The organism is Microbacterium lacticum (genome assembly GCF_006716815.1).
Taxonomy (GTDB): Bacteria; Actinomycetota; Actinomycetes; order Actinomycetales; family Microbacteriaceae; genus Microbacterium; species Microbacterium lacticum.
Genome location: NZ_VFPS01000004.1, coordinates 89,041 through 115,028, shown reverse-complemented (window position 1 = coordinate 115,028; position 25,988 = coordinate 89,041). Strand labels below are relative to the sequence as shown.

Genomic DNA, 25,988 nt, shown 5'->3' with positions numbered 1-25,988 from the left:
ACTCGCGCGGTGGCCGAACCGGTCGATAGCCTGACCGGAGCACCCCATCCGGAAGGACCGCCATGACCGACCAGCCCAACCAGACCCCTCCGCCGCTGCCCGACCGCCCCGCCTCGGCGGCGGCTCAGGAGGCCGCAGCGGCGCAGCCGGAGACGACCCCCGGCATCGCGGGCGTCGACGACACGGGCGTGCCGCGCCTCATGGGCGAGCTCGACGACATCGGTCGCGGGTTCATGTCGGCCCTCTTCGACATCACCTTCACGCGCTTCATCACGCGCCGCCTGGCGAGCGTGTTCTTCCTCGTCGGGCTCGTCGCGATCGGCATCGCGTTCGTGTTCGTGTTCGTCGGCGGGCTCATCTCGGGCATCGGGTCGCTCGGCTGGAACCTCGGCGGCGGCATCGCGCTCATCCTCTCGACGATCATCGTCGTGCCGGTGCTGGCGTTCTTCGCCGTGGTCGTGCTGCGCTTCGTGATCGAGTCGGGGGTCGCCCTCATCGCGATCGCTGAGAACACCGAGCGCACCGCGCAGAACACCCAGCACGCCCCCGCACCGCGCCGCTGACCGGCGGGGGCGCCGTCGCCGTCGTTGCGGAAGCGACGGTTGGGTCGCCGGCTCAGACGACGAGCTCCAGCTCGCCCGGGGCTCCGGGGCGCAGCACGAGACCGGCCTCCCCCGCCCAGGCGCACAGCGCCGCGGCGTTCACGACGCGCGGGCGCGCGGTGGCGAGCAGGCGCACGAGGTCGCCCTTGGCGTGCTTGTTGAAGTGGTTCAGCGCACGGGTCGCACCGTCTCCGGCGTCGGTGACGACGCGCAGGTACGCGCTCGGGATGCCTCCCGGCACGGGCCCGAGGGCCGCGTACGCCTCCGAGCGCAGGTCGAGCACGAACCGGGGCTTCGACTCTTCGAGGGCGGCAGTCGTGGCATCCGCCCACACGCGCCGGAGCGCGGGGAGCCCCGGCAGCGACACCCCCGCCGCGAGGCGGTAGGCGGGGATCTCATCGAGTGCGCCGACCGGGCCGAACGGCGCCGACTGGATGAGCACGTGCGCGCCCAGCCAGCGGCGCGCCGGGGCGTCGAGCGATGAGGCATCCAGGGCGTCGAACAGCACCCCGGTGTAGCGGTCGATCGCGGGAAGCGTCGGGGCGGTGCGCAGCGCCGCGTTGTCGGCGATCTCGCCGCGCTGGCGGGCGGAGAGCTTCAGCACCCGCGCCGCGACCCCCTCATCGGCGCTCAGCGCGACGAGCGCGTCGACGACGGCCTCGCGCTGCGGCGCGAGCTGCGGCAGCGCGAGCGCGGAGAGCTCGACCGGACGCGCTCGCCCGCCGGGGCGCTTCGTCTCGCTCGGCGGCAAGAGGATCAGCATGGTGCTCCAGACAGCGAGAAACCACTCCCCGCGTGAGAAACCACGTCAGCACGGGTTTCTCAGGCGAGAAGTGGTTTCTCGAGCGGTGAGGGGTCAGGACTCCAGGGTGGCGTGACCGGCGACGATGGTGAGCTCATCGCCCTCCATCGACAGGAAGCCATCCTGCGCCAAGACGATGACCTTCGTGCCGGAGGTCTCGGTGATGCGCACCTGGCCTTCGGCGAGGATCGCCAGCACCGGCTCGTGGCCGGTCATGAAGCCGATCTCGCCCTCGACGGTCTTCGCGACGACGAGGGATGCCTCGCCGTGCCAGACCTCCTCCTCGGCGGAGACGAGGGTGACGGTGAGAGCCATCTCAGCCGTTCTCCTTCTGGATCTGCGCCCACTTCTCTTCGACGTCGGAGATGCCGCCGACGTTGAAGAAGGCCTGCTCGGCCACGTGGTCGAAGTCGCCCCGGACGATCGCGTCGAACGACTCGATGGTCTCCTTGATCGGCACCGTCGAACCCTCGACACCGGTGAACTTCTTCGCCATGTAGGTGTTCTGCGAGAGGAACTGCTGGATGCGGCGCGCACGCGACACGACGATCTTGTCCTCTTCGGAGAGCTCGTCGACACCGAGGATTGCGATGATCTCCTGCAGTTCCTTGTTCTTCTGCAGGATCTGCTTCACGGCGGTCGCCACGCGGTAGTGGTCGGCACCGATGTAGCGCGGGTCGAGGATGCGGCTCGTCGAGGTGAGCGGGTCGATGGCCGGGTAGAGGCCCTTCGACGCGATCTCGCGGGAGAGCTCGGTCGTGGCATCCAGGTGGGCGAAGGTCGTCGCCGGAGCCGGGTCGGTGTAGTCGTCGGCGGGCACGTAGATCGCCTGGAGCGAGGTGATCGAGTGGCCGCGCGTCGAGGTGATGCGCTCCTGGAGCACACCCATCTCGTCGGCGAGGTTCGGCTGGTAACCCACGGCGGAGGGCATGCGGCCGAGGAGGGTCGACACCTCGGAACCGGCCTGCGTGAAGCGGAAGATGTTGTCGATGAAGAGCAGCACGTCCTGCTTCTGCACGTCGCGGAAGTACTCCGCCATCGTGAGGGCCGACAGGGCCACGCGCAGGCGCGTCCCCGGCGGCTCGTCCATCTGGCCGAAGACGAGCGCGGTCTTGTCGAAGACGCCCGCCTCTTCCATCTCGCCGATCAGGTCGTTGCCCTCACGGGTGCGCTCGCCGACGCCGGCGAACACCGAGACACCACCGTGGTCCTGCGCGACGCGCTGGATCATCTCCTGGATGAGGACGGTCTTGCCGACGCCCGCACCGCCGAACAGGCCGATCTTTCCACCCTGCACGTACGGGGTGAGGAGGTCGATCGACTTGATGCCGGTCTCGAACATCTCGGTCTTCGACTCGAGCTGGTCGAAGTTCGGCGCGGGACGGTGGATGCCCCAGCGCTCGGTGATCTCGACCTGCTGGCCGGGCTCGAGGTTCAGGATGTCACCGGTGACGTTGAACACCTTGCCCTTGGTCACGTCGCCGACGGGCACCGTGATGGGGCCGCCGGTGTCGCGCACCTCCTGGCCGCGGACCATCCCGTCGGTCGGCTTCAGCGAGATGGCGCGCACGAGGTCGTCGCCGAGGTGCTGGGCGACCTCGAGGGTGATCTCGGCCGAGTCGTCGCCGATCACGATCGTCGTCTTCAGCGCGTTGTAGATGTCGGGGATCGCATCGTGCGGGAACTCGATGTCGACGACCGGGCCGGTGACGCGTGCGACGCGCCCGACGACCGTCGTCTCGGCCTGTTCGGCAGTGGCGGTGGCAGTCATTGTCTGTCTCTTTCGGTGTGGTCTTACTTGCCGGATGCCAGGGCGTCGGCGCCGCCGACGATCTCGGCGATCTGCTGAGTGATCTCGGCCTGACGCGCGTTGTTGCGCAGGCGGGTGTAGTCGGTGATGAGGTTGTCGGCGTTGTCGCTGGCCGACTTCATCGCCTTCTGGGTGGCGGCGTGCTTGGCGGCCGACGACTGCAGCAGCGCGTTGAACACGCGGCTCTGCACGTAGACCGGCAGTAGCGCGTCGAGCACGACCTCGGGGCTCGGCTCGAACTCGTAGAGCGGGTAGACCTGGGCCGGACCGGTGGAGGGCTCGGCGACCTCGTCGGCCTCGACGACCTCGAGGGGCAGCAGACGCACGGTCTGCGGCTCCTGGGTCATCATGCTGACGAAGCGGTTGAAGACCAGGTGGATCTCGTCGACACCGCCCTCCTCCTCGCCGCCACGGTCGTAGGCATCCAGCAGGGCGCCCGCGATCTGCTCGGCGGTGTTGAAGTGCGGCGTGTCGGTGTCACCGACCCACTCGCCCGCCGACGGCATGCGACGGAACTGGAAGTATCCGACGGCCTTGCGCCCGACGAGGAAGTACTCGACCTCTTTGCCCTCGGAGCGCAGCAGCTCGCCCAGCTGCAGACCCTCGCGGAGGATCTGCGAGTTGAACGCGCCGGCCAGGCCCCGGTCGCTGGCGAAGATCACGACCGCCGAGCGGCGGATGTTCTCGCGCTCGGTGGTCAGCGGGTGCTGGGTGTTGGAGTGCGTCGCGACGGCGGAGACGGCCCGCGTCACGGCACGCGCGAAGGGCGACGAGGCGCGCACGCGCGCCTTCGCCTTCTGGATGCGCGAAGCCGCGATGAGTTCCATCGCCTTCGTGATCTTCTTGGTCGTCTGAGCAGAAGCGATCTTCTGCTTGTAGACCCGGAGTTGTGCGCCCATGGATGTCCTGTATCAGAGGGATGCCCGGCCTCAGCCGCGGCGACCCTTGACGATCTGCTCCTGGTTGACGTCTTCCGCCTGCGCCGAGGCGACCTCTTCGTGGCCGGGCTTGTTGATGGCCTGGCCCTTGCCGCCCTGGAACTCGAGGATGAACGCGTCGGTGACCTTGTCGAGTTCGGCGACGGTGTCGTCGTCGAGAACGTTGGTCTCGGGGAGGGTGTCGAGGATCGAGGTGTTGCGCTTGAGGTAGTCGAGCAGCTCGCGCTCGAACCGCAGCACGTCCTCGACCTCGATGGTGTCGAGCTTGCCGTTCGTGCCGGCCCAGATCGACACGACCTGCTCCTCGACGGGGTACGGCGAGTACTGAGGCTGCTTGAGCAGCTCGGTCAGACGCGCACCGCGCTCGAGCTGACGGCGGGAGGCCGCGTCGAGGTCGGAGGCGAACATCGCGAACGCCTCGAGCGAGCGGTACTGGGCGAGCTCGAGCTTCAGCGTGCCCGAGACCTTCTTGATCGACTTCACCTGGGCATCGCCACCGACGCGCGACACCGAGATGCCGACGTCGACCGCGGGGCGCTGGTTGGCGTTGAAGAGGTCGGACTGCAGGAAGATCTGGCCGTCGGTGATCGAGATCACGTTGGTGGGGATGTACGCCGAGACGTCGTTGGCCTTGGTCTCGATGATCGGGAGGCCCGTCATCGATCCGGCGCCGAGGTCGTCGGAGAGCTTCGCGCAGCGCTCGAGCAGACGCGAGTGCAGGTAGAAGACGTCGCCCGGGTAGGCCTCGCGGCCCGGCGGGCGGCGCAGCAGCAGAGACACGGCGCGGTAGGCCTCGGCCTGCTTGGACAGGTCGTCGAAGATGATCAGCACGTGCTTGCCGCCGTACATCCAGTGCTGGCCGATGGCCGAGCCTGTGTAGGGGGCGAGGTACTTGAAGCCGGCGGGGTCGGAGGCGGGAGCGGCGACGATCGTCGTGTACTCCATCGCCCCGGCATCCTCCAGCGCACCCTTGACGGAGGCGATGGTGGAGCCCTTCTGACCGATCGCGACGTAGATGCAGCGCACCTGCTTGTTCACATCGCCCGAGGCCCAGTTGTCCTTCTGGTTGATGATCGTGTCGATCGCGATCGCGGTCTTGCCGGTCTGGCGGTCGCCGATGATCAGCTGACGCTGGCCGCGGCCGATCGGGATCATCGCGTCGATGGCCTTGATGCCGGTCTGCATCGGCTCGTGCACGCTCTTGCGGCTCATGACGCCCGGCGCCTGCAGCTCGAGCGCGCGGCGACCCTCGGTCGCGATCTCGCCGAGACCGTCGATCGGGTTGCCGAGCGGGTCGACGACGCGGCCGAGGTAGCCGTCGCCGACGGCGACCGAGAGCACCTCGCCGGTGCGGGTGACCTTCTGGCCCGCCTCGACGCCGGAGAAGTCGCCGAGGACGACGACACCGATCTCTTTCTCGTCGAGGTTCTGCGCGAGACCCTCCACGCCGTTGTCGAAGCGGATCAGCTCGTTGGCCATGACGCCGGGAAGACCCTCGACGTGGGCGATACCGTCGGCCGCGTCGACGACCGTGCCGACCTCGGTCGCGCTCGCGGACGCCGGCTCGTAGGCTGCGACGAAGTCCTTCAGCGCATCCCGGATGGCATCGGGGCTGATGGTGAGATCTGCCATGGTGTTCCTTCTTTTCTAGCCAGCGAGGCGCTGGCGCAAGTCGTTGATTCGGGAAGAGACGGTGCCGTCGATGACGTCGTCGCCGATCTCCACCCGCATGCCGCCGAGGACCTCGGGGTCCACGACGACGTTGACGGTGACGTCGCTGCCGTGGCGCGCGCGGAGAGCCTCCGCGAGGCGCTGCTGCTGCGCGGCATCCGGCGCCGCGGCGACACGCACCGTCGCAACGGTCCGGCCGCGCTCGTCGGCGACGAGGTGGAGAGCACGGTTCAGCAGGGCGCGCACGCGCCGCTCACGCGGCTGCTGCACGAGCTGCGACGCGATGAGCGTCGTCGCCTCACTCGTCTGACCGGAGAACAGCTTCTCGATGAGTGCACCCTTGGCGGATGCGTCACCGAGGCGACTGCCGAGGGCGAGCTCGAGCTCCGGGTTCGCCGCGACGGTACGGTCGACCTGGAACAGCTCTCCCTCGATGTCAGCGTCCGGCGCACCGATGGCGGCAGCGCGGATCGCGAGCTCCTCGATGCCGGCGATGAGGTCCTCGGTCGAGGACCACCGCTGCGACACCGCCGATGCCACGAGCTGCACCGAGGTCGCGCCGAAACCGGCGAACACGGTGCGGGCGACCTGGGCGCGCGCCGCTGCCGGAGCGCCCCACGACGAGAGCGCGCCGCTCAGCTGCGCCGACTCGGCGATCTCGCGCGCGGCCGTGAACAGCTCGCGGGCGACCGTGAGGTCACTCACCTTCGCTGCCTTCAGCTCGGCGGTGGTCGTCGCCAGTGCCTGAGTGGTCGCGCTGCCCATTACTTGACCTTCTCGGTCTCGAGCTCGGCGAGGAAGCGGTCGACGACACGCTTGGCCTTTGCGTCGTCGGAGAGGGACTCACCGATGACAGCGCTGGCCAGGTCGAGCGCGAGCGTGCCGACCTCACTGCGCAGCGAGACGAGGGCCGACTGTCGCTCCGCCTCGATCTGCGTGTGCGCGGTTGCGATCAGACGCGCAGCCTCAGCAGACGCGATCTCGCGCGCCTCGGCGATGATCTTCTTGCCGTCCTCGCGGGCGGCCTCACGGATCTCGCCGGCCTCCTTGCGAGCCTCGGCGAGCTGCGCCGTGTACTCCTCGAGCGCGGCCTCGGCCTTGCGCTGGGCCTCGTCCGCCTTCGCGATGTTGCCCTCGATGGCGGCGGAGCGCTTGTCGAGCAGTGCCTTCATCTTCGGAAGGGCGACCTTCCAGAAGACGAACAGGATGATGACGAAGCAGAGCGCCGACCAGATGATGTCGTACCACGCGGGGATGAGCGGGTTATGCACCTCAGCCTCTTCCGCGGCGTACGCGACAAGAGCGTTCAGCATCCTGTCTCCTTAACTCTGGTGGCGGGCGATCAGTTGGTGAAGATGAAGTACGTCGCGATGCCGATGAAGGCGAGCGCCTCGGTGAAGGCGATACCGATCCACATGAGGACCTGCAGGCGACCGGCCAGCTCGGGCTGACGGGCGACGCCCTCGATCGTCTTGCCGACGACGATGCCCACGCCGATGGCGGGGCCGATGGCCGCGAGGCCGTAGCCCATCGTGGCGACGTTGCCGGAAAGCTCGGCGAGAACCGTAGTTGCGTCCACGGGTGTTTTCCTTTCGGGGTTGGGTGGGAGAGGCGGAAGCCTCGCCCGCTCAGTGCTCTTCTGCCACCGCGAGCTGGATGTAGACCGCGGTGAGGATGGTGAAGACGTATGCCTGGAGGACGGCCACCAGGATCTCGAACAGGGTGAAGGCGAGGCCGAGGGCGAACGATCCGGCCGCCAGCAGCGACCACCACCCGCCCAGGGTCACGAGGAAGAACAGCGTCGCCGAGAAGAACAGGACGAGCATCAGGTGGCCGACGATCATGTTCATCAGCAGTCGCAGCGTCAGCGTGACGGGACGGATGATGAACGTCGAGATGAACTCGAGCGGCGTGACGATGATGTAGAGGAACGGCGGCACCCCCGGGGGGAACAGCGAGTTCTTGAAGAAGTTCTTCGGGCTCTTCTTGATGCCGGCGTAGATGAACATCACGTAGCTGACGAGGGCCAGCAGCAGCGGCACCGCGACGATGCTCGTGCCGGCGAGGTTCAGGAGCGGGATGATGCCTGTGATGTTGAAGAACAGGATCATGAAGAACATCGTCGTGAGAATGGGCAGGAATCGCTGCCCGTCCTTCTTGCCGAGGAGGTCTTCGGCGATGTTGACGCGGACGAAGTCCAGGCCCATCTCGACGAGCGACTGGAAACGTCCCGGCACGATCTGCATGCGGCGGGTGCCGAGCGTGAAGATCAGAACGATCGCCGCCGTCGCCAGGAACTGGATCAGGTGGATGCGCGTGACCGGGATGCCCGCGATCTCGAACAGGACGTCAGGGAAGAACTCCGAGATGGAGGGTCCGTGGAACTCGCCGCCGTCTTCGGCGGTCTTGGCGATCAGTGTCGCAGCTTGGGTAAACAGCGCTGGCTCCAGCTTCGGGGCACCGGCGAACCGGGGCGACGATGGTCGGTGTGAGCGTCACTGCGCACGCGTTGCACTCCTGGGTGTAGGGCGGCGCGAACGGGCGCAGAGACAGACTATCAGCCTCTCGGCGGGTTCTCGTCCGCCTGATCGGACCGGATGGGCCCCGCCCCCTCTTCCGGGGGCGTCGCGCCCTCCGGCGCGGGTGCGGACGGGCGGCGGGCCTCGTCGATGATGTCGGCAAGCGTGGGCAGCGACACGTCGCCGACGTGCGGCACGCGCATCCTCAGCATGACGACGACGTCGATGGCGAGCGAGGCGATGACGCTCACCACGAGGGCGACGAAGAACACCGTGCCGTTCAGCCACGGCGCGCCGCGGAGCACGAACAGCACGACGATGAAGAGGGCGAACTTCACGATCCAGCCGCCCATCACCGCGCCGAAGAAGATCGGCGTGTAGAGCGGATCGCCGTACCAGCGGTTCGCGACGAGGATCGTGCCGGCGGTGAGGCCGAGGAACACGGCGGCGAGCAGCACCGCCACCAGCGCGCTCCACAGGCCCGACGTGCCGGCGACGGCGAAGCCGACGATCGCTCCGACGACCGCGAGGCCTGCGGTGACGATCGCCGACCACAGCAGGGTCGTGCGCAGCAGCCGGTTGCTGGAGACCTCGCGCGGCGTGCGGGGGGTGTTCGGGGCGGATGCCTGGGTCATGCGTTCCTCTGTTCGGCGGTCGGGTCGGATTCGGAAGCGTCGGGCGCGGACGGCCCGGGGGCGGCGTCGGGGACGGGGTGCGCGGCCCGCGCACGGCGGGAGGGCAGGCGCGTCACGGCGATGCAGGCGGCGGCGCCGAGGACCAGGTATCCGACGCCCAGCCAGTAGTCGCCCGGCCAGTCCTGCGCCGTGCCGAAGTACATCAGCAGCACGCCGATCGAGACGACCGCCGTCCAGGCGTAGAAGACGAGCACGGCGGCGCGGTCGCTGTGCCCCATGTCGAGCATCCGGTGGTGCAGGTGCTTGCGATCGGGCGAGAAGGGCGACAGACCCCGGCCCATGCGCCGGATGACCGCCATGCCGAAATCGAGCAGCGGCAGCAGCACGACCACGACCGGCAAGAGGATCGGGATGAACGCACCGAGCAGCTGCGAGCGGCCGAACACGTCGTTGTCGCCGAGCAGCCGCGGATCGAGGTTGCCGGTGAACGCGATCGCCGCGGTCGCCATGAGGAGGCCGATGAGGAGGGCGCCGGAGTCGCCCATGAAGAGCTTCGAGGGGTTCCAGTTCAGCGGCAGGAAGCCGATGCACACGCCGATGAGCACGACGGCGATGAAGGAGGCGAGGCTCGAATAGCTGGATGCCCCGGTGTCGCGCGCCACGATGTAGGTGTAGACGAAGAACACGACGTTCGAGATGAGGGCGACGCCCGCGACCAGGCCGTCGAGCCCGTCGATGAAGTTGACGGCGTTCATCACGATGACGATCGCGAGCACCGACACGGCGAAGCCCACCCAGCTCGAGACGGCGAGCTGGGTGCCGACGGGCAGGTAGTAGATCTGGATGCCGCCGAAGCCGACGACGATGCCGGCCGCGAGGAACTGGGCGCCGAGCTTGATCATCCAGTCGAGATCCCACAGATCGTCGACCACGCCGACGATCACGATGAGGGTCGCCGCGGCCATGATCGACCAGTTCCGGGAGGGATCGGTCCAGATGATCGAGAAGTACGGCACCTGCGACGACAGCGCGAACGCCGCCAGCACGCCGAGGTACATCGCGACCCCGCCGATGCGGGGCTTGGGCGTCGTGTGCACATCGCGTTCGCGGATCTCGGGGTAGAGCCGGTAGCGCAGCCCGATCCGCCAGACGATCGCCGTGAAGGCGAGGGTGGCGGCTGCCGTCAGGATGACGGTGAAGACGTAGTACTTCACGCCGAGCCGTCGGATGCCGGCCGCGCGGGCGGTTCGGGGCGGCGGTCGGCCTCGCCGTAAGCGTCGGCGGGGTCGGGCTCGAGCAGGTCGCCGAGCACCTCGCGCAGCTGCGCGCGCCGGATGGCGCCGTCGCGGAGCACCCGCACGGGGCGGGACGAGCCCGCCACGAGCCCGGTGGCGTCGATGATGGTCGAGGCCACACCGGTCTTCGAAGCCCCGCCGTCGAGGTACACCGACACGGAGTCGCCGAGCATGCCGCGGGCCTCGTGCACGTCGATCGCCGCGGCCCGCTTCGTGAGGTTCGCGCTCGAGACAGCGAGCGGGCCACACTCCTCGAGCAGTTCGAGGGCGATGCGGTCGGCGGGCATCCGCACCGCGACGGTGCCCCCGGTGTCGCCGAGGTCCCAGGAGAGGGACGGCTGGGCGGGCAGCACGATCGTGAGTCCCCCGGGCCAGAAGGCCTCGACGAGGCGTTCGACCGGCTCGGGCACCTCGGAGACGAGGGCGCGCATCGTCGCGAGCCCCGCGACGAGCACGGGCGGCGGCGACTGGCGTCCGCGGCCCTTCGCGGCGAGCAGGCGCGCGACGGCGGCGGCGCTGAACGCGTCGGCTCCGACGCCGTACACGGTGTCGGTCGGCAGCACGACGAGCTCGCCCCGCGCGATCGCCTGACGCGCCCGGCGCATCCCGGGAAGGAGCTGCTCGGGGTCGCGGCAGTCGAAGAGCTCAGACATATCCGGTCCAGTCTACGGCGCGTCGCCCGGCAGACCCTGGCACGGCGTGGGACTCGAGCGCCCGATTCTGGGTCAGGGTCGGACGGCCGTGGTGGCGCGGTCGCGCATCGTCAGGTCGGGGTGGGTCGCGCTCGCGCGCCAGCCGGCCTGGTCGAGGAGCTCCCGGATGGGCGCGCCCTGCCACTCGCCGTGCTCGATCACGAGCGTGCCGCCGGGCCGGAGGAGCCGCATCCCCACCTCCGAGAGCGTGCGGACGACGTCGAGGCCGTCCTCGCCGCCGTAGAGCGCCGACGGCGGATCCCACAGCCGCACCTCGGGGTCCCGGGGCACCGCGGCATCCGGCACGTACGGCGGGTTCGAGACGAGCACGGCGACCTGGCCGTCGAGCTCGGGGAATGCGGATGCCAGGTCGATGAACGCCAGCCGGGCGTGCGGCGCGAGCCGGGCGAAGTTCTCCTTCGCCCAGATGAACGCGTCGACGGCGTTCTCGGCGGCATGCACGCGCGCGTGCGGCACCTCGGTCGCCATCGCGAGGGCGAGAGCGCCCGAGCCGGTGCCGAGGTCGACGGCGATCGGATCGGCGTCGGGCACGGCGCGCAGCGCGTCGATCGCGAGCTGGGCGACCATCTCGGTCTCGGGGCGCGGCACGAACACGCCCCGCCCGACGCGCAGCTCGAGGTGCCGGAACGGCGCGAGCCCGGTGAGGTGCTGCAGAGGCTCGCGCGCCGCGCGGCGCGCGACGAGCTCGTCGAAGGCGGCGGTGTCCGCCGGCGCGTCGTCACCGCGGACGGATGCCGCGGCCAACGCCCCGCGCGACAGCCCGAACGCGTGCGCCGCGAGCAGCTCCGCGTCGACGTCGGGGCTCGGCACACCGGCATCCACCAGGGTGCGGGTGGCGGCGCCCAGCAGGATCGACAGGCGCACGGGGGTCTCGCGCGGGGCCTCGCTCGTGCGGGGCGCGCGGGGGTCTGACACGGCGCTCATGGGTCCTCCCAGCCTACCCGTGCCGGTTCGTCACATTCAGCGCCCGGACATCCCCGCCCGCATAAGCTGGTCGCACCCGGGCGATGCCCGGCACCCGACCCGTCGTCACCGCACGAAAGGCACCCCATGTCCGGCATCCACCCCGACATCACCAGCGCATTCGGCAACACCCCGCTCGTCCGCCTCAACCGCATCAGCGAGGGCCTGCCCGGCACGATCCTCGCCAAGCTCGAGTTCTACAACCCCGCCTCGTCGGTCAAGGACCGCATCGGCATCGCCATCGTCGACGCCGCCGAGGCGTCGGGCGAGCTGCAGCCCGGCGGCACGATCGTCGAGGGCACGAGCGGCAACACCGGCATCGCGCTCGCGATGGTCGGCGCGGCGCGCGGCTACAGGGTGATCCTCACCATGCCGGCCTCGATGTCGGTCGAGCGCCGCCTGCTGCTCAAGGCCTACGGCGCCGAGCTCGTGCTCACCGAGCCCGCCCTCGGCATGAAGGGCGCCGTCGCCAAGGCCGAGGAGATCGCGGCCGAGACCCCCGGCGCGATCCTCGCCAAGCAGTTCGCGAACCAGGCGAACGTCGAGATCCACCGCCGCACGACCGCCGAGGAGATCCTCCGCGACACCGACGGCGAGATCGGCTACTTCGTCGCCGGCATCGGCACCGGCGGCACGATCTCCGGCGTCGGTCAGGTGCTGAAGGAGCGCGTGCCGGGCGTCCAGGTCATCGGCGTCGAGCCGGCCGACTCCCCGCTCCTCACCAAGGGCACCCCGGGACCGCACAAGATCCAGGGCATCGGCGCGAACTTCATCCCCGAGATCCTCGACCAGAGCGTCATCGACGAGGTCATCGACGTCGAGCTCGACGACACGCTGCGCGTCGCCCGCGAGGTGGCCACGAGCGAGGGCATCCTCGTCGGCATCTCGTCGGGCGCCGCCATCTGGGCCGCTCTGCAGGTCGCCGCGCGCCCCGAGGCGGAGGGCAAGAATGTCGTCGTGATCGTGCCGTCGTTCGGCGAGCGCTACCTGTCGACCGTGCTGTTCGAGAACCTGCGCGACGAGGCCGCGGGCCTCTGAGCCGGCCTCCGACCCGCTCGGCATCTGACAAACTCGGCACGTGGCATCGATCCTCCCCGACATCACCCAGGCGTTCGGCGAGACGCCGCTCGTGCGGCTGAACGCCCTCACCGCGGGCGCTGAGGCCGAGGTCGTCGTCAAACTCGAGTTCTACAACCCCGGGGCATCCGTCAAGGACCGCCTGGGCTACGCCCTCGTCGAAGCGGCGGAGCAATCGGGCGCACTCCGGCCGGGTGGCACGATCGTCGAGTCGACGAGCGGGAACACGGGCATCGCGCTCGCGCTCATCGGCGCGGCGCGCGGATACCGGGTGATCCTCACGATGCCCGCCTCGATGTCGAAGGAGCGGCGCGCGATCCTGAAGGCCTACGGCGCGGAGCTCGTGCTCACCGATCCCCACAAGGGCATGACCGAGGCGGTCGCGACGGCCGAGCGGATCGCCGCCGAGACACCCGGCGCCGTGCTCGCGCACCAGTTCGAGAGCGCGGCGAACGCCGCCATCCACCGCCGCACCACGGCGGAGGAGATCTGGCGCGACACCGACGGACGGGTGGACGTGTTCGTCGCGGGGTCGGGCACCGGCGGCACGATCACCGGGGTCGGTCAGGTGCTGAAGGAGCGGAACCCCGACGTGCGCGTCGTGCTCGTGGAGCCCGCCGACTCGCCGGTGCTCAGCGAGGGCCGCGCGGGCGGCCACCGCATCCAGGGCATCGGGCCGAACTTCGTGCCCGAGGTGCTCGACCGGTCGGTCGTCGACGAGATCGTCGACGTGCAGTTCGACGACGCGATCCGCGTCGCCCGCGAGCTCGCCACCCGCGAGGGCATCCTCGCCGGCATGTCGGCGGGCGCCGCCGTGTGGGCGGCGCTCGAGATCGCCGCGCGGCCCGAGTCGGCCGGCAAGCGCATCGTCGTGATCGTGCCGGATGCCGGGGAGCGCTACCTCTCCACAGCGCTGTACGCGCACCTGCGGGACGAGGTGCCCGCGTGAGCCCGGTCGAGCGCCTCGGTGTGCGCGCGCGCCTGCGCGAAGACCTCGCCGCGGCGAAGCTGCGCGACCCCGCCGCGCGGAGCGCGTGGGAGATCGCGGTGCTCTACTCGGGCCTGCACGCGATCTGGTCGTACCGGCTCGCGCACACGCTCTGGACGCGCGGCTGGCGCTTCCCCGCCCGCGCCCTGTCGCAGCTGACCCGCTGGCTCACCGGGGTCGAGATCCACCCTGGCGCGGTCATCGGCCGCCGGTTCTTCATCGACCACGGGATGGGCGTCGTCATCGGCGAGACCGCCGAGGTCGGCGACGACGTGATGCTCTACCACGGGGTCACGCTCGGCGGCCGCACGCGCGAAGCGGGCAAGAGGCATCCGACCCTCGGCGACGGCGTCGCCGTCGGCGCGGGTGCGAAGATCCTCGGACCGGTCGTGATCGGGGCGGGGTCGGCGGTCGGCGCGAACGCGGTCGTCACGAAGGATGCCCCGGAGGATTCGATCCTCGTGGGCGTTCCCGCCAAGGCACGTCGCCGCACCGACCGCGACGACCCCCGGGCGCTCTTGACGACGCCCGAGTACTTCATCTGACCGGGTGGTCAGGCCGCGCGGCGCTCCTGCACCTTCTTCTTGAAGAACAGGCCGGGCAGCAGCCACGTCGCGAGCGCCGTCACGAGCCACACGATCACCGGCGCGACGAGCCACGTCCACCACGGGGCGCCGATCGTGAGGCCCGCCCCGGGGATCAGCACGACGATCAGCAGCGCGATGAACGTCGAGACGATGCCGATGCCGCCGAGGAACGCCGGCGCGTTCTTGCCTGGATCGTGTCACCGTCGGGTGATTTCGCGGGTTGAGGATCGTTGAGGCTTGATTTTCCGGGGGTGCTGGTGCCTCGTGCGGGGCACTAACGGCGTCGATCTAGACTCGCTCGGTGGGGTGGTTCGTGCGGAAGGTGCGCACCGCGTCGGGTGCGACGGCGGTGCAGATCGCGTCGAAGACCCGTGGTGTGCGGACGATCGTGGAGCACCTCGGCTCCGCGCACGACGATGAGCAGCTCGCGGTGCTGGTCGCGATCGCGCGGGAGCGGATCGCGGAGCTGGCCGGGCATGTCCCGTTCGATCTGGACGGGCTGGGCGCGACGCCGCCGGCCACGACCGCGCCGACGGTGACCGGGTCGAGGTCCAGGTTGTTGTGGGATGTCCTCGAGGACGCCTACGCCCGTCTCGGGTTCGACGCGGTCGGCAACGACACATTCATGAAGCTGGTCCTGGCCCGCGTCGTCGAGCCGACCAGCAAGGCGGACACGCTGCGGGTGTGGGACGAGCTCGGTGTCCCGGGTGCGCCGTCGCTGTCGACCGTGTGGCGGACCCTCGCCCGCAGCGTTGAGCAGGACTGGCGGTCGAAGATCGCCGCCGCAGCCTACGCGCATGCGACCCGATCTGGCCCGCTCACCGTCGTGCTCTACGACGTCACCACCCTCTACTTCGAGGCGGAGCGTGAAGACAAGCTCCGCAAGGTCGGGATGAGCAAAGAGCGCCGCGTCGACCCGCAGATCCTCGTCGGCCTCCTCGTGGACCAGGGCGGGTTCCCCCTCGAAGTCCACGAGTTCGCGGGCAACAGGGGCGAGACCCTCACCCTGCTGCCCGTCCTCGACCAGTTCCGCGAACGTCACTCCGCGACCGAGGTCGTGGTCGTCGCGGACGCCGGCATGCTGTCCGCAGCGAACCTGAACCGGCTGGAGGACGCCGGGTTCGGTTTCATCGTCGGCTCCCGCACCTCCTCCGCGCCATACGATCTCGCCGAGCACTACGCGACCGTCGGGAACATCGTCACCGATGGGGAGACGGTCGAGACCACCCGAACCATGGGTGCGGGTGTGAACGCGCGGGAGCGGCGAGTGGTGTGGCAGTACTCCCACAAGCGGAAGATCCGCGACAACATCACGTTGAACAAGCAGATCGAACGCGCCGAGCAGATCGCTGACGGCACCCGCCCGGCGAAGAAGGACCGGTTCGTCACCCTCGGCACGGGGCCCGGCGTGAACTGGGCAAGAGTCGAGAAGGCCCGCGAATACATCGGCCTCAAGGGGTACGTCACCAACCTCAGCACCGCGACGGCTTCCGCTGCAGAGATCGTGGCGGCCTACCATGACCTGTTCCAGGTCGAGGCGACGTTCCGGATGGCGAAGACCGACCTGCGGGCGAGGCCGATGTTCGCGTCGACCGCGGACTCGATCCACGCGCACCTCACCGTCGTGTTCTGCGCTCTCGCGATCAGCCGGCACCTCTACAAGACCACCGGCGTGACGGTCCGCCGTATCGTCCGCGCGCTGCGCCCGCTGCGTGACGTCACGATCACCATCGACGGACACGAACTCACCGCGACCACCCCGCCAACGGGGGAAGCCGCCGACATCATCGCCGCACTCCGGCCGGGCGTGGGGCACTAATCTGACACGATCCAGGTCTTGCGCGCGACCTTCGCCGCCCACGGCGTCAGCACCGACTGGAGCACCGCGAAGATCACGACGGCGAGCACGAACCCCCACCAGTTCGACCAGTCGATGCGGAACCCGTCGAGCACGAGGTCGGCGACGATGAGCCCGACCGCCGCCGAGACGACGAAGATCAGCGCGCGGATGACGAAGGTGATCATGCGCTGACACGATCGTTTTCGAGAGTCCTCACCGCGCCTTCACGGGTCCCGGATTGCAAGGGATCGTGCGCGACGCGCCGGGCGCGTGCGCCGCGCAGCGGCGTGTCGCGCCGCAGGCCTTGCAGTTCGGGCGGACCGCGCCACGCCGACCCGCGCGAGCGCTCAGTCGGCGCCGATGGCGGCGAGGCGCGCCTCTTCGTCGGCGGTGATCGCCGACTCGATGATCGGGCCGAGAGCGCCGTCCATCACCTGGTCGAGGTTGTACGCCTTGTACCCCGTGCGGTGGTCGGCGATGCGGTTCTCCGGGAAGTTGTACGTGCGGATGCGCTCGGAGCGGTCCATGCCCCGGATCTGAGATCTGCGGGCATCGGAGGCCGCGGCATCCCGCTCCTCCTGCTGCTTGGCGAGCAGGCGCGCGCGCAGCACCCGCATGCCGGCCTCGCGGTTCTGCAGCTGACTCTTCTCGTTCTGCATCGACACGACGATGCCGGTCGGGATGTGGGTGATCCGCACCGCCGAGTCGGTCGTGTTGACCGACTGGCCACCGGGGCCCGAGGAGCGGTAGACATCGATGCGCAGATCGTTCTGATCGATCTGCACCTCTTCGGGCTCGTCGACCTCGGGGAAGACGAGCACTCCCGTCGTCGAGGTGTGGATGCGCCCCTGCGACTCGGTCGCGGGCACCCGCTGCACGCGGTGCACCCCGCCCTCGTACTTCAGGTGCGCCCAGACGCCCTGCGCCGGATCGGTCGAGGACCCCTTGATCGCGACCTGCACATCCTTGTAGCCGCCGAGATCGCTCTCGTTGCGCTCGAGGAGCTCGGTCTTCCAGCCCATGGATGCCGCGAACTGCAGATACATGCGCAGGAGATCGGCGGCGAACAGCGCCGACTCGGCGCCGCCCTCCCCCGCCTTGATCTCCATGATCACGTCGCGCGCGTCGTCGGAGTCGCGCGGGATGAGCAGGCGCCGGAGCTTCTCCTGCGCCGCGGCGACCTGCCCTTCGAGCGCCGGGATCTCCTCGGCAAACGCGTCGTCCTCACGGGCGAGCTCGCGCGCCGCGTCGAGGTCGGTGGATGCCGCGGCCCACGCCTCGTGGGCCGCGACGATCCTCGACAGCTCCGCGTACCGACGGTTGACGCGCTTCGCGCGCCCCGCGTCGGCGTGCACGGTGGGGTCGGAGAGCTCCTCCTGGACCGCCTTGTGCTCGGCGATCAGCGACTGGACGGACTCGAACACAACGGGATCAGCGGATGCTGTTCTCGTGTCCGTGGCTGTGGCCGCCGGAGGCGGGCGCCGGGATCGACTTCTGCATCTGCACGAGGAACTCGACGTTCGAGGAGGTCTCCTTGAGGTTGCCGAGCACGACCTCGAGGGCCTGCTGCGGGTCGAGGCCCGCGAGGGCACGGCGGAGCTTCCAGGTGATCTTGACCTCGTCGGGGCTGAGCAGCATCTCTTCGCGACGCGTCGACGACGCGTTGACGTCGACGGCGGGGAAGATCCGCTTGTCGGCGAGCTGGCGCGACAGGCGCAGCTCGCTGTTGCCGGTGCCCTTGAACTCCTCGAAGATCACGTCGTCCATCTTCGACCCGGTCTCCACGAGCGCCGTGGCGAGGATGGTGAGCGAGCCGCCGTTCTCGATGTTGCGCGCGGCGCCGAAGAAGCGCTTGGGCGGGTAGAGGGCCGAGGCATCCACACCGCCGGAGAGGACGCGACCGCTCGTGGGTGCCGACACGTTGTAGGCGCGGCCGAGGCGGGTGATCGAGTCGAGCAGCACGACGACGTCGCGACCGAGCTCGACGAGGCGCTTCGCGCGCTCGATGGCGAGCTCGGCGACCGTCGTGTGGTCTTCGGCCGGCCGATCGAAGGTCGAGGCGATGACCTCGCCCTTGACCGTGCGCTGCATGTCGGTGACCTCTTCGGGGCGCTCGTCGACGAGCACGACCATGAGGTGCACCTCGGGGTTGTTCTGCGCGATCGCGTTCGCGATCTGCTGCAGCACGATCGTCTTGCCGGCCTTGGGCGGCGCGACGATGAGGCTGCGCTGGCCCTTGCCGATCGGCGCGACGAGGTCGATGATCCGCTGCGTCAGCTTCTCGGGCGCGGTCTCGAGGCGCAGGCGCTCCTGCGGGTAGAGCGGGGTGAGCGCCCCGAACTCGACGCGGCTGGCCGCGTCTTCGACAGACAGGCCGTTGATCGCGTCGACCTTGACGAGCGCGTTGTACTTCTGGCGGCTCGACTGCTCGCCCTCGCGGGGCTGCTTGATCGCGCCGACGACCGCGTCGCCCTTGCGCAGGTTGTACTTCTTCACCTGACCGAGCGAGACGTACACGTCGCTCGTGCCGGGGAGGTAGCCGGTCGTGCGGACGAACGCGTAGTTGTCGAGCACGTCGAGGATGCCCGCGATCGGGATGAGCACGTCATCCTCGCCGATCTCGGTCTCGAACTCGTCGCCCGACTGGCTCTGGCCGCGACGCTTGCCGCGCTGGCGGCCGCGCCCCGAGCCCTGCTCGTCGGCGTCGTCGCGGTTGTTGCTGCCGCCGTTGTTGTTGTTGTTCGAGGATGCCTCGGCGGGCTGCGCGTTCTGCGCGGGCTGGTCACCCTGGCCCGTCTGCGCGTTCTGGCCGTTCTGCGCGGCGTCGCCCTTCTGGCCGCGGCCGCGGCTGCGGCTGCGCGAACGGCTGCGGCTGCGGCTCGGGGTCTCGCCCTCGGCCTGCTCGGCGCCTTCGGCCGGGGTCTCGGCGGCGGGGGTCTCCGCGCCGTCGCTCGACTCGGCCGGCTGATCGGCGGGAGCCTTAGCGCCCTCGGCGGGGGTCTCGGCGGCGGGCGTCTCGGTCGCGGGCTGCGCGGCGGTCTCGGCGGGCGCGTCGGCGGCGGGGGCCGCGTCGGCGGACGCCTCGGTGGCCGGAGCCTCCGTCGCGGCGGGAACGTCGGTGCTCTTGGCCCGGCGCGGCGCGCGCTTGCGGGGCGCCTTCACGGGCGCGGCCTCGGCGGGCGCCTCCTCGACGGGCGCAGCCTCGGCGGGCGCCTCAGCCTGGACGGCAGGCGCGTCCTCGACGGCGGGCGCCTCGGCGACGGGGGCCTCGGCCTCCACGGCGGGGGCCTCCGCCTCGACGGGTGCGGCGTCAGCCGCGGCATCCGTGGCCTCGGCATCCGCCTCAGGCGCGGGCGCCTCGGGCGCTGCCGCGGTCTCGGTGGTCTCGGCGCCGGTGTTCGCGGCATCTTCGCGCGCGACGTCGGTGCCGTCGGTCTCGATCTCGGAGAGTGACTCCACGAGGTCTCCTTCAGGGGTGGTGTGGACAGGACAGATCCGCACAGACGCCGTCCACGACAGGCGCTGACCCGGTGCGCTTCAGCGCCCGATCAGGGCGGCGGCGTGCGCGAGGGTCACTATGCGGGGGTTCGCAGAATTGCGACGGAGGCCAGATTCACGGCCAGACCGTGGAACCCTCCGTATGGTCCCTCACTGTACCACCCTTGACATCGACGGCGAGCATGAGGGGTTCCCACGGAGTTTCCGAGGAGGATGCCGCGACGCGCGCCGCGTCGAGGCGGCGACCCGGGCCGTCGGCGAGCACCAGCACGCTCGGCCCCGCGCCCGAGACGACCGCGGCGAAGCCCTCCGCGCGGAGGGACCGCACGAGCGCGTCGGTCGCGGGCATGGCCTGCGCCCGGTACGACTGGTGCAGCTTATCCTCGGTGGCGGCCATGAGCAGCTCGGGGCTCTGGGTGAGCGCCGCGATCAGCAGCGCCGAGCGCGACACGTTGAACACGGCGTCCTCACGGGGCACCTGCAGGGGCGCGAGCCCGCGCGCGACCGAGGTCGACATCGTGAACTCCGGCACGAACACGAGCGGCGAGACGCCGCGCTGCACGAGCAGCTTCTTGTGCTGCGGCCCGTTCTCATCGATCCACGCGATCGTGAGGCCGCCGAAGAGCGCCGGCGCCACGTTGTCGGGGTGGCCTTCGAGCTCGGTCGCGAGCCGCAGCAGGGTGTCGGGGCCGAACTCCACGTCACCGGCGAGCAGGCCCTTCGCCGCCAGCAGCCCGGCGACGACCGCGGCGCCGGACGAACCCATGCCGCGCCCGTGCGGGATCGTGTTGTGCGCGCTCAGATGGATGCCGGGGAGCTCGCGCCCGACCGCCTCGAACGCGTAGGCCATCGCCCGGACGACCAGGTGCGAGGCATCCGTCGGCACCTCTCCCGCACCCTCGCCGGTCACCTCGATCTCGAGGCCGGGCTCCGGCAGCGCCGTGACGACGAGCTCGTCGTAGACGCTCAGCGCGAGGCCGAGCGTGTCGAAGCCGGGGCCGAGGTTCGCGCTCGTCGCCGGCACGCGCACGGCGACCGAGCGCACCGGGGCGGCGCCCGCGTTCGAGTCGCCCGAGGTCACGGTCATGCCAGGTCGAGCAGCGACGCGACCTCGGAGGTCGAGGCGTCGACCACGACCGGCTGCACCTCAGTGCCGTCGGCGTTGCGGAGCGCCCACTGCGGGTCTTTCAGGCCGTGTCCGGTGACGGTGAGCACGACCGTCGCGCCGGCGGGCACGACGCCCGCCTCGGCACGGTCGAGCAGACCCGCCACGCTGATCGCCGACGCCGGCTCGACGAAGACGCCGACCGTGTCGGCGAGCAGCTTCTGCGCGATGAGGATGCGCTCGTCGTCGATGGCGCCGAACCAGCCGTCGGTGGCGTCGCGGGCCTCGAGCGCGAGCTCCCACGAGGCGGGGTTGCCGATGCGGATGGCCGAGGCGATCGTCTCGGGGTTCTTCACGACCTCGCCGCGCACGAGCGGCGCCGAGCCCTCGGCCTGGAAGCCGAACATGCGCGGCACGCGGGTGGAGACCCCGCGCTCGGCCTCTTCGCGGTAGCCGCGGGTGTAGGCGGTGTAGTTGCCCGCGTTGCCGACCGGGATGAAGTGGAAGTCGGGGGCGTCGCCCAGCTGCGACACGATCTCGTAGGCCGCCGTCTTCTGGCCGTCGATGCGGTCGGGGTTGACCGAGTTGACGAGGTGGACGGGGTAGCCCTCGGCGAGCTCGCGGGCGATCTCGAGGCAGTCGTCGAAGTTGCCGCGCACCTGGATGAGCCGTCCGCCGTGGATGACGGCCTGGCTGAGCTTCCCCATCGCGATCTTCCCCTCGGGCACGAGCACGGCGGCGGTGATGCCGGCGTGCGCCGCATAGGCGGCGGCCGAGGCCGACGTGTTGCCGGTGGAGGCGCAGATGACCGCCTGGGCGCCGTGCTCGACGGCTCGGGAGAGCGCGACCGTCATGCCGCGGTCCTTGAACGATCCGGTCGGGTTCATGCCCTCGAACTTCACGAAGACCTTCGCGCCGGTCATCGCCGACAGCGACGCCGCCGGGATCAGCGGCGTGCCGCCCTCGCCGAGCGTGACGACGGTCGAGGTCTCGGTGACGCCGAGCCGGTCGGCGTACTCGCGCAGGACTCCCTGCCAGACATGTGCCATGTCAGTCTCCTTCTGCCGGCGGGGCCGGTCTCATTCGCCTACTCAGTCACCTTCGACGCGCAGCACCGACACGATGCGGTCGACCACGCCGCTGGCGGCGAGTCGGTCGACCGTGTCGCTGAGATCCTGCTCGAGCGCCCGGTGGGTTCCGATGACGAGGCGGGCGGTGCCCGACTCGCCGTTTGCTTCCGTGATCACCGTCTGCAGAGCGGTCGCGATGGACACGCGCCCCTCGGCGAGGATGCCCGCGACGGTCGACAGCACGCCGGGCTCGTCCGAGACGTCGAGGGTGATCTGGTAGCGGGTCGTGACGCGGCCGATCGGCAGCACCGGCAGGTTCGCCCGCGTCGACTCGCCCACCCCGACGCCGCCCGCGATGTGCCGGCGCGCGGCCGAGACCACGTCGCCGAGCACGGCCGACGCCGTCTGCACGCCGCCCGCGCCGGCACCGTAGAACATGAGGTTCCCGGCGGCCTCGGCCTGCACGAAGACGGCGTTGTTCGCCCCGTGCACCGAGGCGAGCGGGTGATCGCGCGGCACGAGCGCCGGCGCGACCCGCACCGAGATCGCCTCACCGGTCGGCGACTCCGCGGCGCCCTCCAGTCGCTCGCACACGGCGAGGAGCTTGATGACGTAACCGGCGCCGCGCGCGGCATCCATCACCGTCTTGTCGATCGCGGTGATGCCCTCGCGGTGCACGGCGTCGACCGGCACCGCTGTGTGGAAGGCGAGGGATGCCAGGATCGCGGCCTTCTGCGCCGCGTCGAAGCCCTCGACGTCGCCGGTCGGGTCGGCCTCGGCGTACCCGAGGCGCTGCGCGTCGGCGAGGACGACGTCGAAGTCGCTGCCCTCGCGATCCATGCGGTCGAGGATGTAGTTGGTGGTGCCGTTGACGATGCCCATTATCCGCTGCACGCGGTCGCCGGCGAGCGAATCGCGCAGCGGCCGGATGATCGGGATCGCGCCGGCGACGGCCGCCTCGTACGACACGGTCGCGCCGACCTGGTCGGCGACGTCGAAGAGCTCGGAGCCGTGGGTCGCCACGAGCGCCTTGTTGCCCGTGACGACGTCGGCCCCGGAGTTGAGGGCGAGGGCGATGTACTCGCGCGCCGGCTCGATGCCACCCATCAGCTCGATGACGATGTCGGCGCCGACGATGAGCCCCTCGGCATCCGTCGTGAAGAGCTCGCGCGGCAGGTCGGCGTCGCGCGGCGCGTCGACGTCGCGCACGGCGATGCCGACGAGGTCGAGGGCGACACCGGCGCGGTCGGCCAGCTCGTCCTGGTGCGTGAGCAGCAGGGCGGCGACCTGCGATCCCACGGAGCCGGCGCCCAGCAGGGCGACGCGGAGGCGACGGTCGTCGGTCATGCGGTCTCCTTTCGAGCCGGAGCGGCGGCGGCCCCGTCCGCGGTGACGCGGGCAGCGTCGATCACGCCCATGTCGCGGGCGAGCAGATCGTCGATGCTCTCGCCGCGCACGATCAGGCGTGCCTCGCCGCCCGTGACGGCCACGACCGGCGGGCGCGGCACGTAGTTGTAGTTGCTCGACAGCGAGAAGCAGTACGCCCCCGTGGCGGGGACGGCCAGCAGGTCGCCGGGGGCGACGTCGCCCGGGAGGTATTCCGCGTCGACGATGATGTCGCCCGATTCGCAGTGCCGCCCGACCACCCGCACGAGCGCGGGCGCGGCGTCCGAGGAGCGCGAGGCGAGGCGGGCGGAGTACTGCGCGCCGTAGAGGGCCGTGCGCGCGTTGTCACTCATGCCGCCGTCGACGCTCACGTACAGGCGGGTGAGCGCGTCGCTGACCTGCACGGGCTTCGTGGTGCCGACCTCGTAGAGGGTGACCCCGGCGGTGCCGACGATCGCGCGGCCGGGCTCGAACGCGAGGGCGGGCACCGGGATGCCGCGGCGCGCGCACTCGGCGGCGACCGAGGCGACGATGGCGCCGGAGAGCTCTTCGATCGGGGTCGGCGTGTCGGCGGAGGTGTAGGCGATACCGAAGCCGCCGCCGAGGTTCAGCACCGGGACCGGGCCGCCCGCGAGCAGCCGCTCATGCACGTCGAGGAGGCGGGCGGCCGACTCGCGGAAGCCGTCGACGCCGAAGATCTGCGAGCCGATGTGGCAGTGCAGGCCGCCGAAGTCGAGGCTCGGCAGCTCGCGGATGCGCGCCACGACCTCCTCGGCGCGGGCGAGCGCGGTGCCGAACTTCTGGTCTTCGTGGGCCGTCGCGAGGAAGTCGTGGGTCTCGGCGTGCACGCCGCTGTTGACGCGCAGGCGCACCGACTGGCGGATGCCGCGGCGTGCCGCCTCAGCGGCGACCCGCTCGACCTCGATGTCGCTGTCGATGACGATCGAGCCGACGCCGACCTCGATCGCGCGGGCGATCTCGGCGACCGACTTGTTGTTGCCGTGGAAGCCGATGCGCGCGGGGTCGGCGCCGCCGGCGAGGGCGACGGCGAGCTCTCCCCCGGTCGCGACGTCGACGGACAGCCCCTCGGCGACCACCCACCGCACGACCTCGGTGGACAGGAAAGCCTTGCCCGCGTAGTACACCTGCGCCGTCGTGCCGTGCTGGGCGGCGGCCTCGTCGAGGGCCGCGCGAGTACGCCGGGCGCGGGAGCGCACCTCGCCCTCGTCGAGCACGTACAGCGGCGTGCCGAACCGGGCGCGGAGGTCGCTCGCGGCGACCCCGCCGAGGACCAGCTCTCCGCTGTCGTCGCGGTGCGCGGCATCCGGCCACACGTGCGGAGCGAGGGCGTTCGCGTCATCGGGCACGATGAGCCAATCCGGCACGAGCGGACTGTCGGAAGGGGCGGACACGCGGAGGGGAACCAATCGGGGTGAAGGCCACGGGCGGGCGCTTGCGCGCCACGTGCCCGTCAGATGTGCGACAAGTCTAGGGCACCCCCGCATGCCGCCCACCGTATGGAAAGCCGCCGGGAAGACCGCCCAACGAGGCGTGCGCGGGAGGGGCGAAATGCACGCTCGGCGCCGGGTGCGGTGTGCATTTCTGCGCCGGCAGGGCTCAGTCGGCGCACGAGCCCTTCTGCTGCGCCTCCGGGTCGTTCACGATCGCGCTCGAGATCTCGAAGTCGGCGACGACCCGGTCGCGGTTCACCTCGACACCGGTGAGTTCGACGGCGCGCGGCAAGCGGTCGGCGATGCAGATGTCCCACGTGCGCAGCGCCGCGTCGGCCACCGAGCCGAACTGGTCGCGGAGCGACTGCGCACTCACCTCGGAGTCGCCGAGACGCAGGCTGGCGGGCGTGAGCTCGATGTCGCCGCCCGCCGCGCTCGGGGTGAGCGCGACGCCGATCGGCACATCGAACCCGAACAGCTGCAGGGTGAACTCGGCGCGGACGTCGGGGGCGTCGATCGACACGCTCTCCGCCGGGAAGCCGTCGATGCCCGCGAGCAGGGCGCGCAGCTGAGTCTCGTCGAGCGAGACCGTCGCGTATCCGCCGCTCCAGTCGCCGCCGTGGATGTTGACGTCCTGCGCGTTGACGCTGATGTCGGCAGTGACGCCGTCGAGGGGCACATCCTCCGACGAGATCGTCAGGTCGCCGATGCTCCCCACGATCAGCTGCGGGAGGATCGGACCGGGGATCTGGATGTCGATCGGGTGATCGACCGGGATGTCGAGGTTCTGGGTGATCTGCTCGCGGATCGTGCGCTCGACGATGCCGCGTGCGATGTACTCCCCCGCGAACCAGGCGGCGACGGCGAGGACCACGACGACGAGCACCGCGACGAGCCAGGGCCAGCGACGCGTCCGGCGCGGCGCGGACGCCGGGGCATCCGTCTGCAGCACCCAGCGCGCACTCGGATCGGGAAGCGGCTGGGTCGGGTGCTCGTCGGCGCTCATGGTCGATTCTCGGTCGCGGGATGCTCGGTCAG

28 protein-coding genes are annotated in these 25,988 nt (G+C 70.4%); 6 read left to right on the top strand and 22 right to left on the bottom strand.

What is annotated here, in order from left to right; translation table 11 throughout:
* Positions 1-62: 62 nt before the first annotated feature.
* Positions 63-563, top strand: a complete 501-nt coding sequence (locus tag FHX68_RS11900; protein ID WP_141380735.1) for a DUF4282 domain-containing protein — start codon at positions 63-65, stop codon at positions 561-563.
* Positions 564-615: 52 nt separating this feature from the next.
* Here FHX68_RS11900 and FHX68_RS11895 read toward each other — a convergent pair whose 3' ends face one another.
* The 9 genes from FHX68_RS11895 to atpB all read right to left on the bottom strand — a co-directional run bounded on the left by FHX68_RS11895 (position 616) and on the right by atpB (position 8,192).
* The gene (locus tag FHX68_RS11895) at positions 616-1,365 is read right to left on the bottom strand and encodes a YaaA family protein (RefSeq protein ID WP_141380736.1); all 750 of its coding nucleotides are present in this window, start codon (positions 1,363-1,365) and stop codon (positions 616-618) included.
* A 93-nt stretch (positions 1,366-1,458) separates the two neighbouring features.
* Complete coding sequence (locus FHX68_RS11890) at positions 1,459-1,719, bottom strand: F0F1 ATP synthase subunit epsilon (RefSeq protein WP_141380737.1); 261 nt, start codon at positions 1,717-1,719, stop codon at positions 1,459-1,461.
* Between the two features lies 1 nt (position 1,720).
* A complete protein-coding gene (gene atpD, locus FHX68_RS11885) occupies positions 1,721-3,175 on the bottom strand; it encodes a F0F1 ATP synthase subunit beta (RefSeq protein ID WP_141380738.1) in 1,455 nt (484 codons plus the stop codon).
* Between the two features lie 23 nt (positions 3,176-3,198).
* Positions 3,199-4,113 (bottom strand): F0F1 ATP synthase subunit gamma, encoded by a 915-nt coding sequence (locus tag FHX68_RS11880; protein WP_141380739.1) that lies wholly within the window; start codon positions 4,111-4,113, stop codon positions 3,199-3,201.
* Between the two features lie 30 nt (positions 4,114-4,143).
* On the bottom strand, positions 4,144-5,784 hold the full coding sequence (gene atpA, locus FHX68_RS11875) for a F0F1 ATP synthase subunit alpha (protein ID WP_141380740.1): 1,641 nt from the start codon (positions 5,782-5,784) through the stop codon (positions 4,144-4,146).
* Between the two features lie 15 nt (positions 5,785-5,799).
* Positions 5,800-6,588: a F0F1 ATP synthase subunit delta gene (locus tag FHX68_RS11870; protein WP_141380741.1), complete on the bottom strand. Its 789-nt coding sequence runs from the start codon at positions 6,586-6,588 to the stop codon at positions 5,800-5,802.
* The gene (locus FHX68_RS11865; RefSeq protein WP_141380742.1) at positions 6,588-7,136 is read right to left on the bottom strand and encodes a F0F1 ATP synthase subunit B; all 549 of its coding nucleotides are present in this window, start codon (positions 7,134-7,136) and stop codon (positions 6,588-6,590) included. The genes FHX68_RS11870 and FHX68_RS11865 overlap by 1 nt, the downstream gene beginning before the upstream one ends.
* A gap of 29 nt (positions 7,137-7,165) precedes the next feature.
* The gene (gene atpE / locus FHX68_RS11860) at positions 7,166-7,402 is read right to left on the bottom strand and encodes an ATP synthase F0 subunit C (protein ID WP_141380743.1); all 237 of its coding nucleotides are present in this window, start codon (positions 7,400-7,402) and stop codon (positions 7,166-7,168) included.
* 49 nt (positions 7,403-7,451) lie between these two features.
* Positions 7,452-8,192, bottom strand: a complete 741-nt coding sequence (gene atpB, locus FHX68_RS11855; protein ID WP_244926862.1) for a F0F1 ATP synthase subunit A — start codon at positions 8,190-8,192, stop codon at positions 7,452-7,454.
* Between atpB and FHX68_RS15970 the strand changes: the two genes are divergently transcribed.
* On the top strand, positions 8,130-8,315 hold the full coding sequence (locus FHX68_RS15970; RefSeq protein ID WP_244926860.1) for a hypothetical protein: 186 nt from the start codon (positions 8,130-8,132) through the stop codon (positions 8,313-8,315). The two genes, atpB and FHX68_RS15970, sit on opposite strands and share 63 nt — an antisense overlap.
* A gap of 65 nt (positions 8,316-8,380) precedes the next feature.
* Here FHX68_RS15970 and FHX68_RS11850 read toward each other — a convergent pair whose 3' ends face one another.
* The 4 genes from FHX68_RS11850 to prmC form a co-directional block, all read right to left on the bottom strand.
* Positions 8,381-8,977: a Cg1360 family ATP-synthase-associated protein gene (locus tag FHX68_RS11850; RefSeq protein WP_229661557.1), complete on the bottom strand. Its 597-nt coding sequence runs from the start codon at positions 8,975-8,977 to the stop codon at positions 8,381-8,383.
* A complete protein-coding gene (locus FHX68_RS11845) occupies positions 8,974-10,191 on the bottom strand; it encodes an MraY family glycosyltransferase (RefSeq protein ID WP_141380745.1) in 1,218 nt (405 codons plus the stop codon). The genes FHX68_RS11850 and FHX68_RS11845 overlap by 4 nt, the downstream gene beginning before the upstream one ends.
* Positions 10,188-10,925: an L-threonylcarbamoyladenylate synthase gene (locus tag FHX68_RS11840; RefSeq protein WP_141380746.1), complete on the bottom strand. Its 738-nt coding sequence runs from the start codon at positions 10,923-10,925 to the stop codon at positions 10,188-10,190. The genes FHX68_RS11845 and FHX68_RS11840 overlap by 4 nt, the downstream gene beginning before the upstream one ends.
* Before the next feature lie 72 nt (positions 10,926-10,997).
* Positions 10,998-11,909, bottom strand: a complete 912-nt coding sequence (gene prmC / locus FHX68_RS11835) for a peptide chain release factor N(5)-glutamine methyltransferase (protein WP_141380747.1) — start codon at positions 11,907-11,909, stop codon at positions 10,998-11,000.
* Positions 11,910-12,035: 126 nt separating this feature from the next.
* Here prmC and cysK (FHX68_RS11830) point away from each other — a divergent pair, with 126 nt between their 5' ends.
* From cysK (FHX68_RS11830) to epsC, 3 genes are read left to right on the top strand one after another with little or no spacing between them, the layout of a single operon-like run.
* Positions 12,036-12,986: a cysteine synthase A gene (gene cysK, locus FHX68_RS11830; RefSeq protein WP_141380748.1), complete on the top strand. Its 951-nt coding sequence runs from the start codon at positions 12,036-12,038 to the stop codon at positions 12,984-12,986.
* 40 nt (positions 12,987-13,026) lie between these two features.
* Positions 13,027-13,974, top strand: coding sequence for a cysteine synthase A (cysK, locus tag FHX68_RS11825; protein ID WP_141380749.1), 948 nt, complete (start codon positions 13,027-13,029; stop codon positions 13,972-13,974).
* Positions 13,971-14,558: a serine O-acetyltransferase EpsC gene (gene epsC, locus FHX68_RS11820; protein ID WP_141380750.1), complete on the top strand. Its 588-nt coding sequence runs from the start codon at positions 13,971-13,973 to the stop codon at positions 14,556-14,558. Before cysK (FHX68_RS11825) ends, epsC begins: the two co-directional genes overlap by 4 nt.
* 8 nt (positions 14,559-14,566) lie before the next feature.
* On the opposite strand, the gene FHX68_RS11815 is transcribed toward epsC, so the two are convergent.
* Positions 14,567-14,719: a hypothetical protein gene (locus FHX68_RS11815; protein ID WP_229661558.1), complete on the bottom strand. Its 153-nt coding sequence runs from the start codon at positions 14,717-14,719 to the stop codon at positions 14,567-14,569.
* A gap of 182 nt (positions 14,720-14,901) precedes the next feature.
* Between FHX68_RS11815 and FHX68_RS11810 the strand changes: the two genes are divergently transcribed.
* On the top strand, positions 14,902-16,419 hold the full coding sequence (locus FHX68_RS11810) for an IS1634 family transposase (RefSeq protein WP_141920252.1): 1,518 nt from the start codon (positions 14,902-14,904) through the stop codon (positions 16,417-16,419).
* On the opposite strand, the gene FHX68_RS11805 is transcribed toward FHX68_RS11810, so the two are convergent.
* From FHX68_RS11805 to FHX68_RS11770, 8 genes are all read right to left on the bottom strand, one after another.
* Complete coding sequence (locus FHX68_RS11805) at positions 16,416-16,625, bottom strand: hypothetical protein (protein WP_141920250.1); 210 nt, start codon at positions 16,623-16,625, stop codon at positions 16,416-16,418. The genes FHX68_RS11810 and FHX68_RS11805 overlap by 4 nt on opposite strands.
* Positions 16,626-16,787: 162 nt before the next feature.
* A complete protein-coding gene (prfA, locus tag FHX68_RS11800) occupies positions 16,788-17,864 on the bottom strand; it encodes a peptide chain release factor 1 (protein WP_141381174.1) in 1,077 nt (358 codons plus the stop codon).
* Positions 17,865-17,871: 7 nt separating this feature from the next.
* Positions 17,872-19,899, bottom strand: a complete 2,028-nt coding sequence (gene rho / locus FHX68_RS11795) for a transcription termination factor Rho (RefSeq protein ID WP_141381175.1) — start codon at positions 19,897-19,899, stop codon at positions 17,872-17,874.
* A 154-nt stretch (positions 19,900-20,053) separates the two neighbouring features.
* A complete protein-coding gene (thrB, locus tag FHX68_RS11790) occupies positions 20,054-21,025 on the bottom strand; it encodes a homoserine kinase (RefSeq protein ID WP_141381176.1) in 972 nt (323 codons plus the stop codon).
* Positions 21,022-22,092 (bottom strand): threonine synthase, encoded by a 1,071-nt coding sequence (thrC, locus tag FHX68_RS11785; RefSeq protein WP_141381177.1) that lies wholly within the window; start codon positions 22,090-22,092, stop codon positions 21,022-21,024. Before thrC ends, thrB begins: the two co-directional genes overlap by 4 nt.
* 42 nt (positions 22,093-22,134) lie before the next feature.
* Positions 22,135-23,460 carry a homoserine dehydrogenase gene (locus FHX68_RS11780; RefSeq protein ID WP_141381178.1) on the bottom strand — a complete coding sequence of 442 codons (1,326 nt, stop codon included), beginning with the start codon at positions 23,458-23,460 and terminating at the stop codon, positions 22,135-22,137.
* Complete coding sequence (gene lysA / locus FHX68_RS11775; RefSeq protein ID WP_174799180.1) at positions 23,457-24,911, bottom strand: diaminopimelate decarboxylase; 1,455 nt, start codon at positions 24,909-24,911, stop codon at positions 23,457-23,459. Before lysA ends, FHX68_RS11780 begins: the two co-directional genes overlap by 4 nt.
* 205 nt (positions 24,912-25,116) lie before the next feature.
* Positions 25,117-25,956, bottom strand: a complete 840-nt coding sequence (locus FHX68_RS11770; RefSeq protein ID WP_141381180.1) for an LmeA family phospholipid-binding protein — start codon at positions 25,954-25,956, stop codon at positions 25,117-25,119.
* Positions 25,957-25,988: the final 32 nt, after the last annotated feature.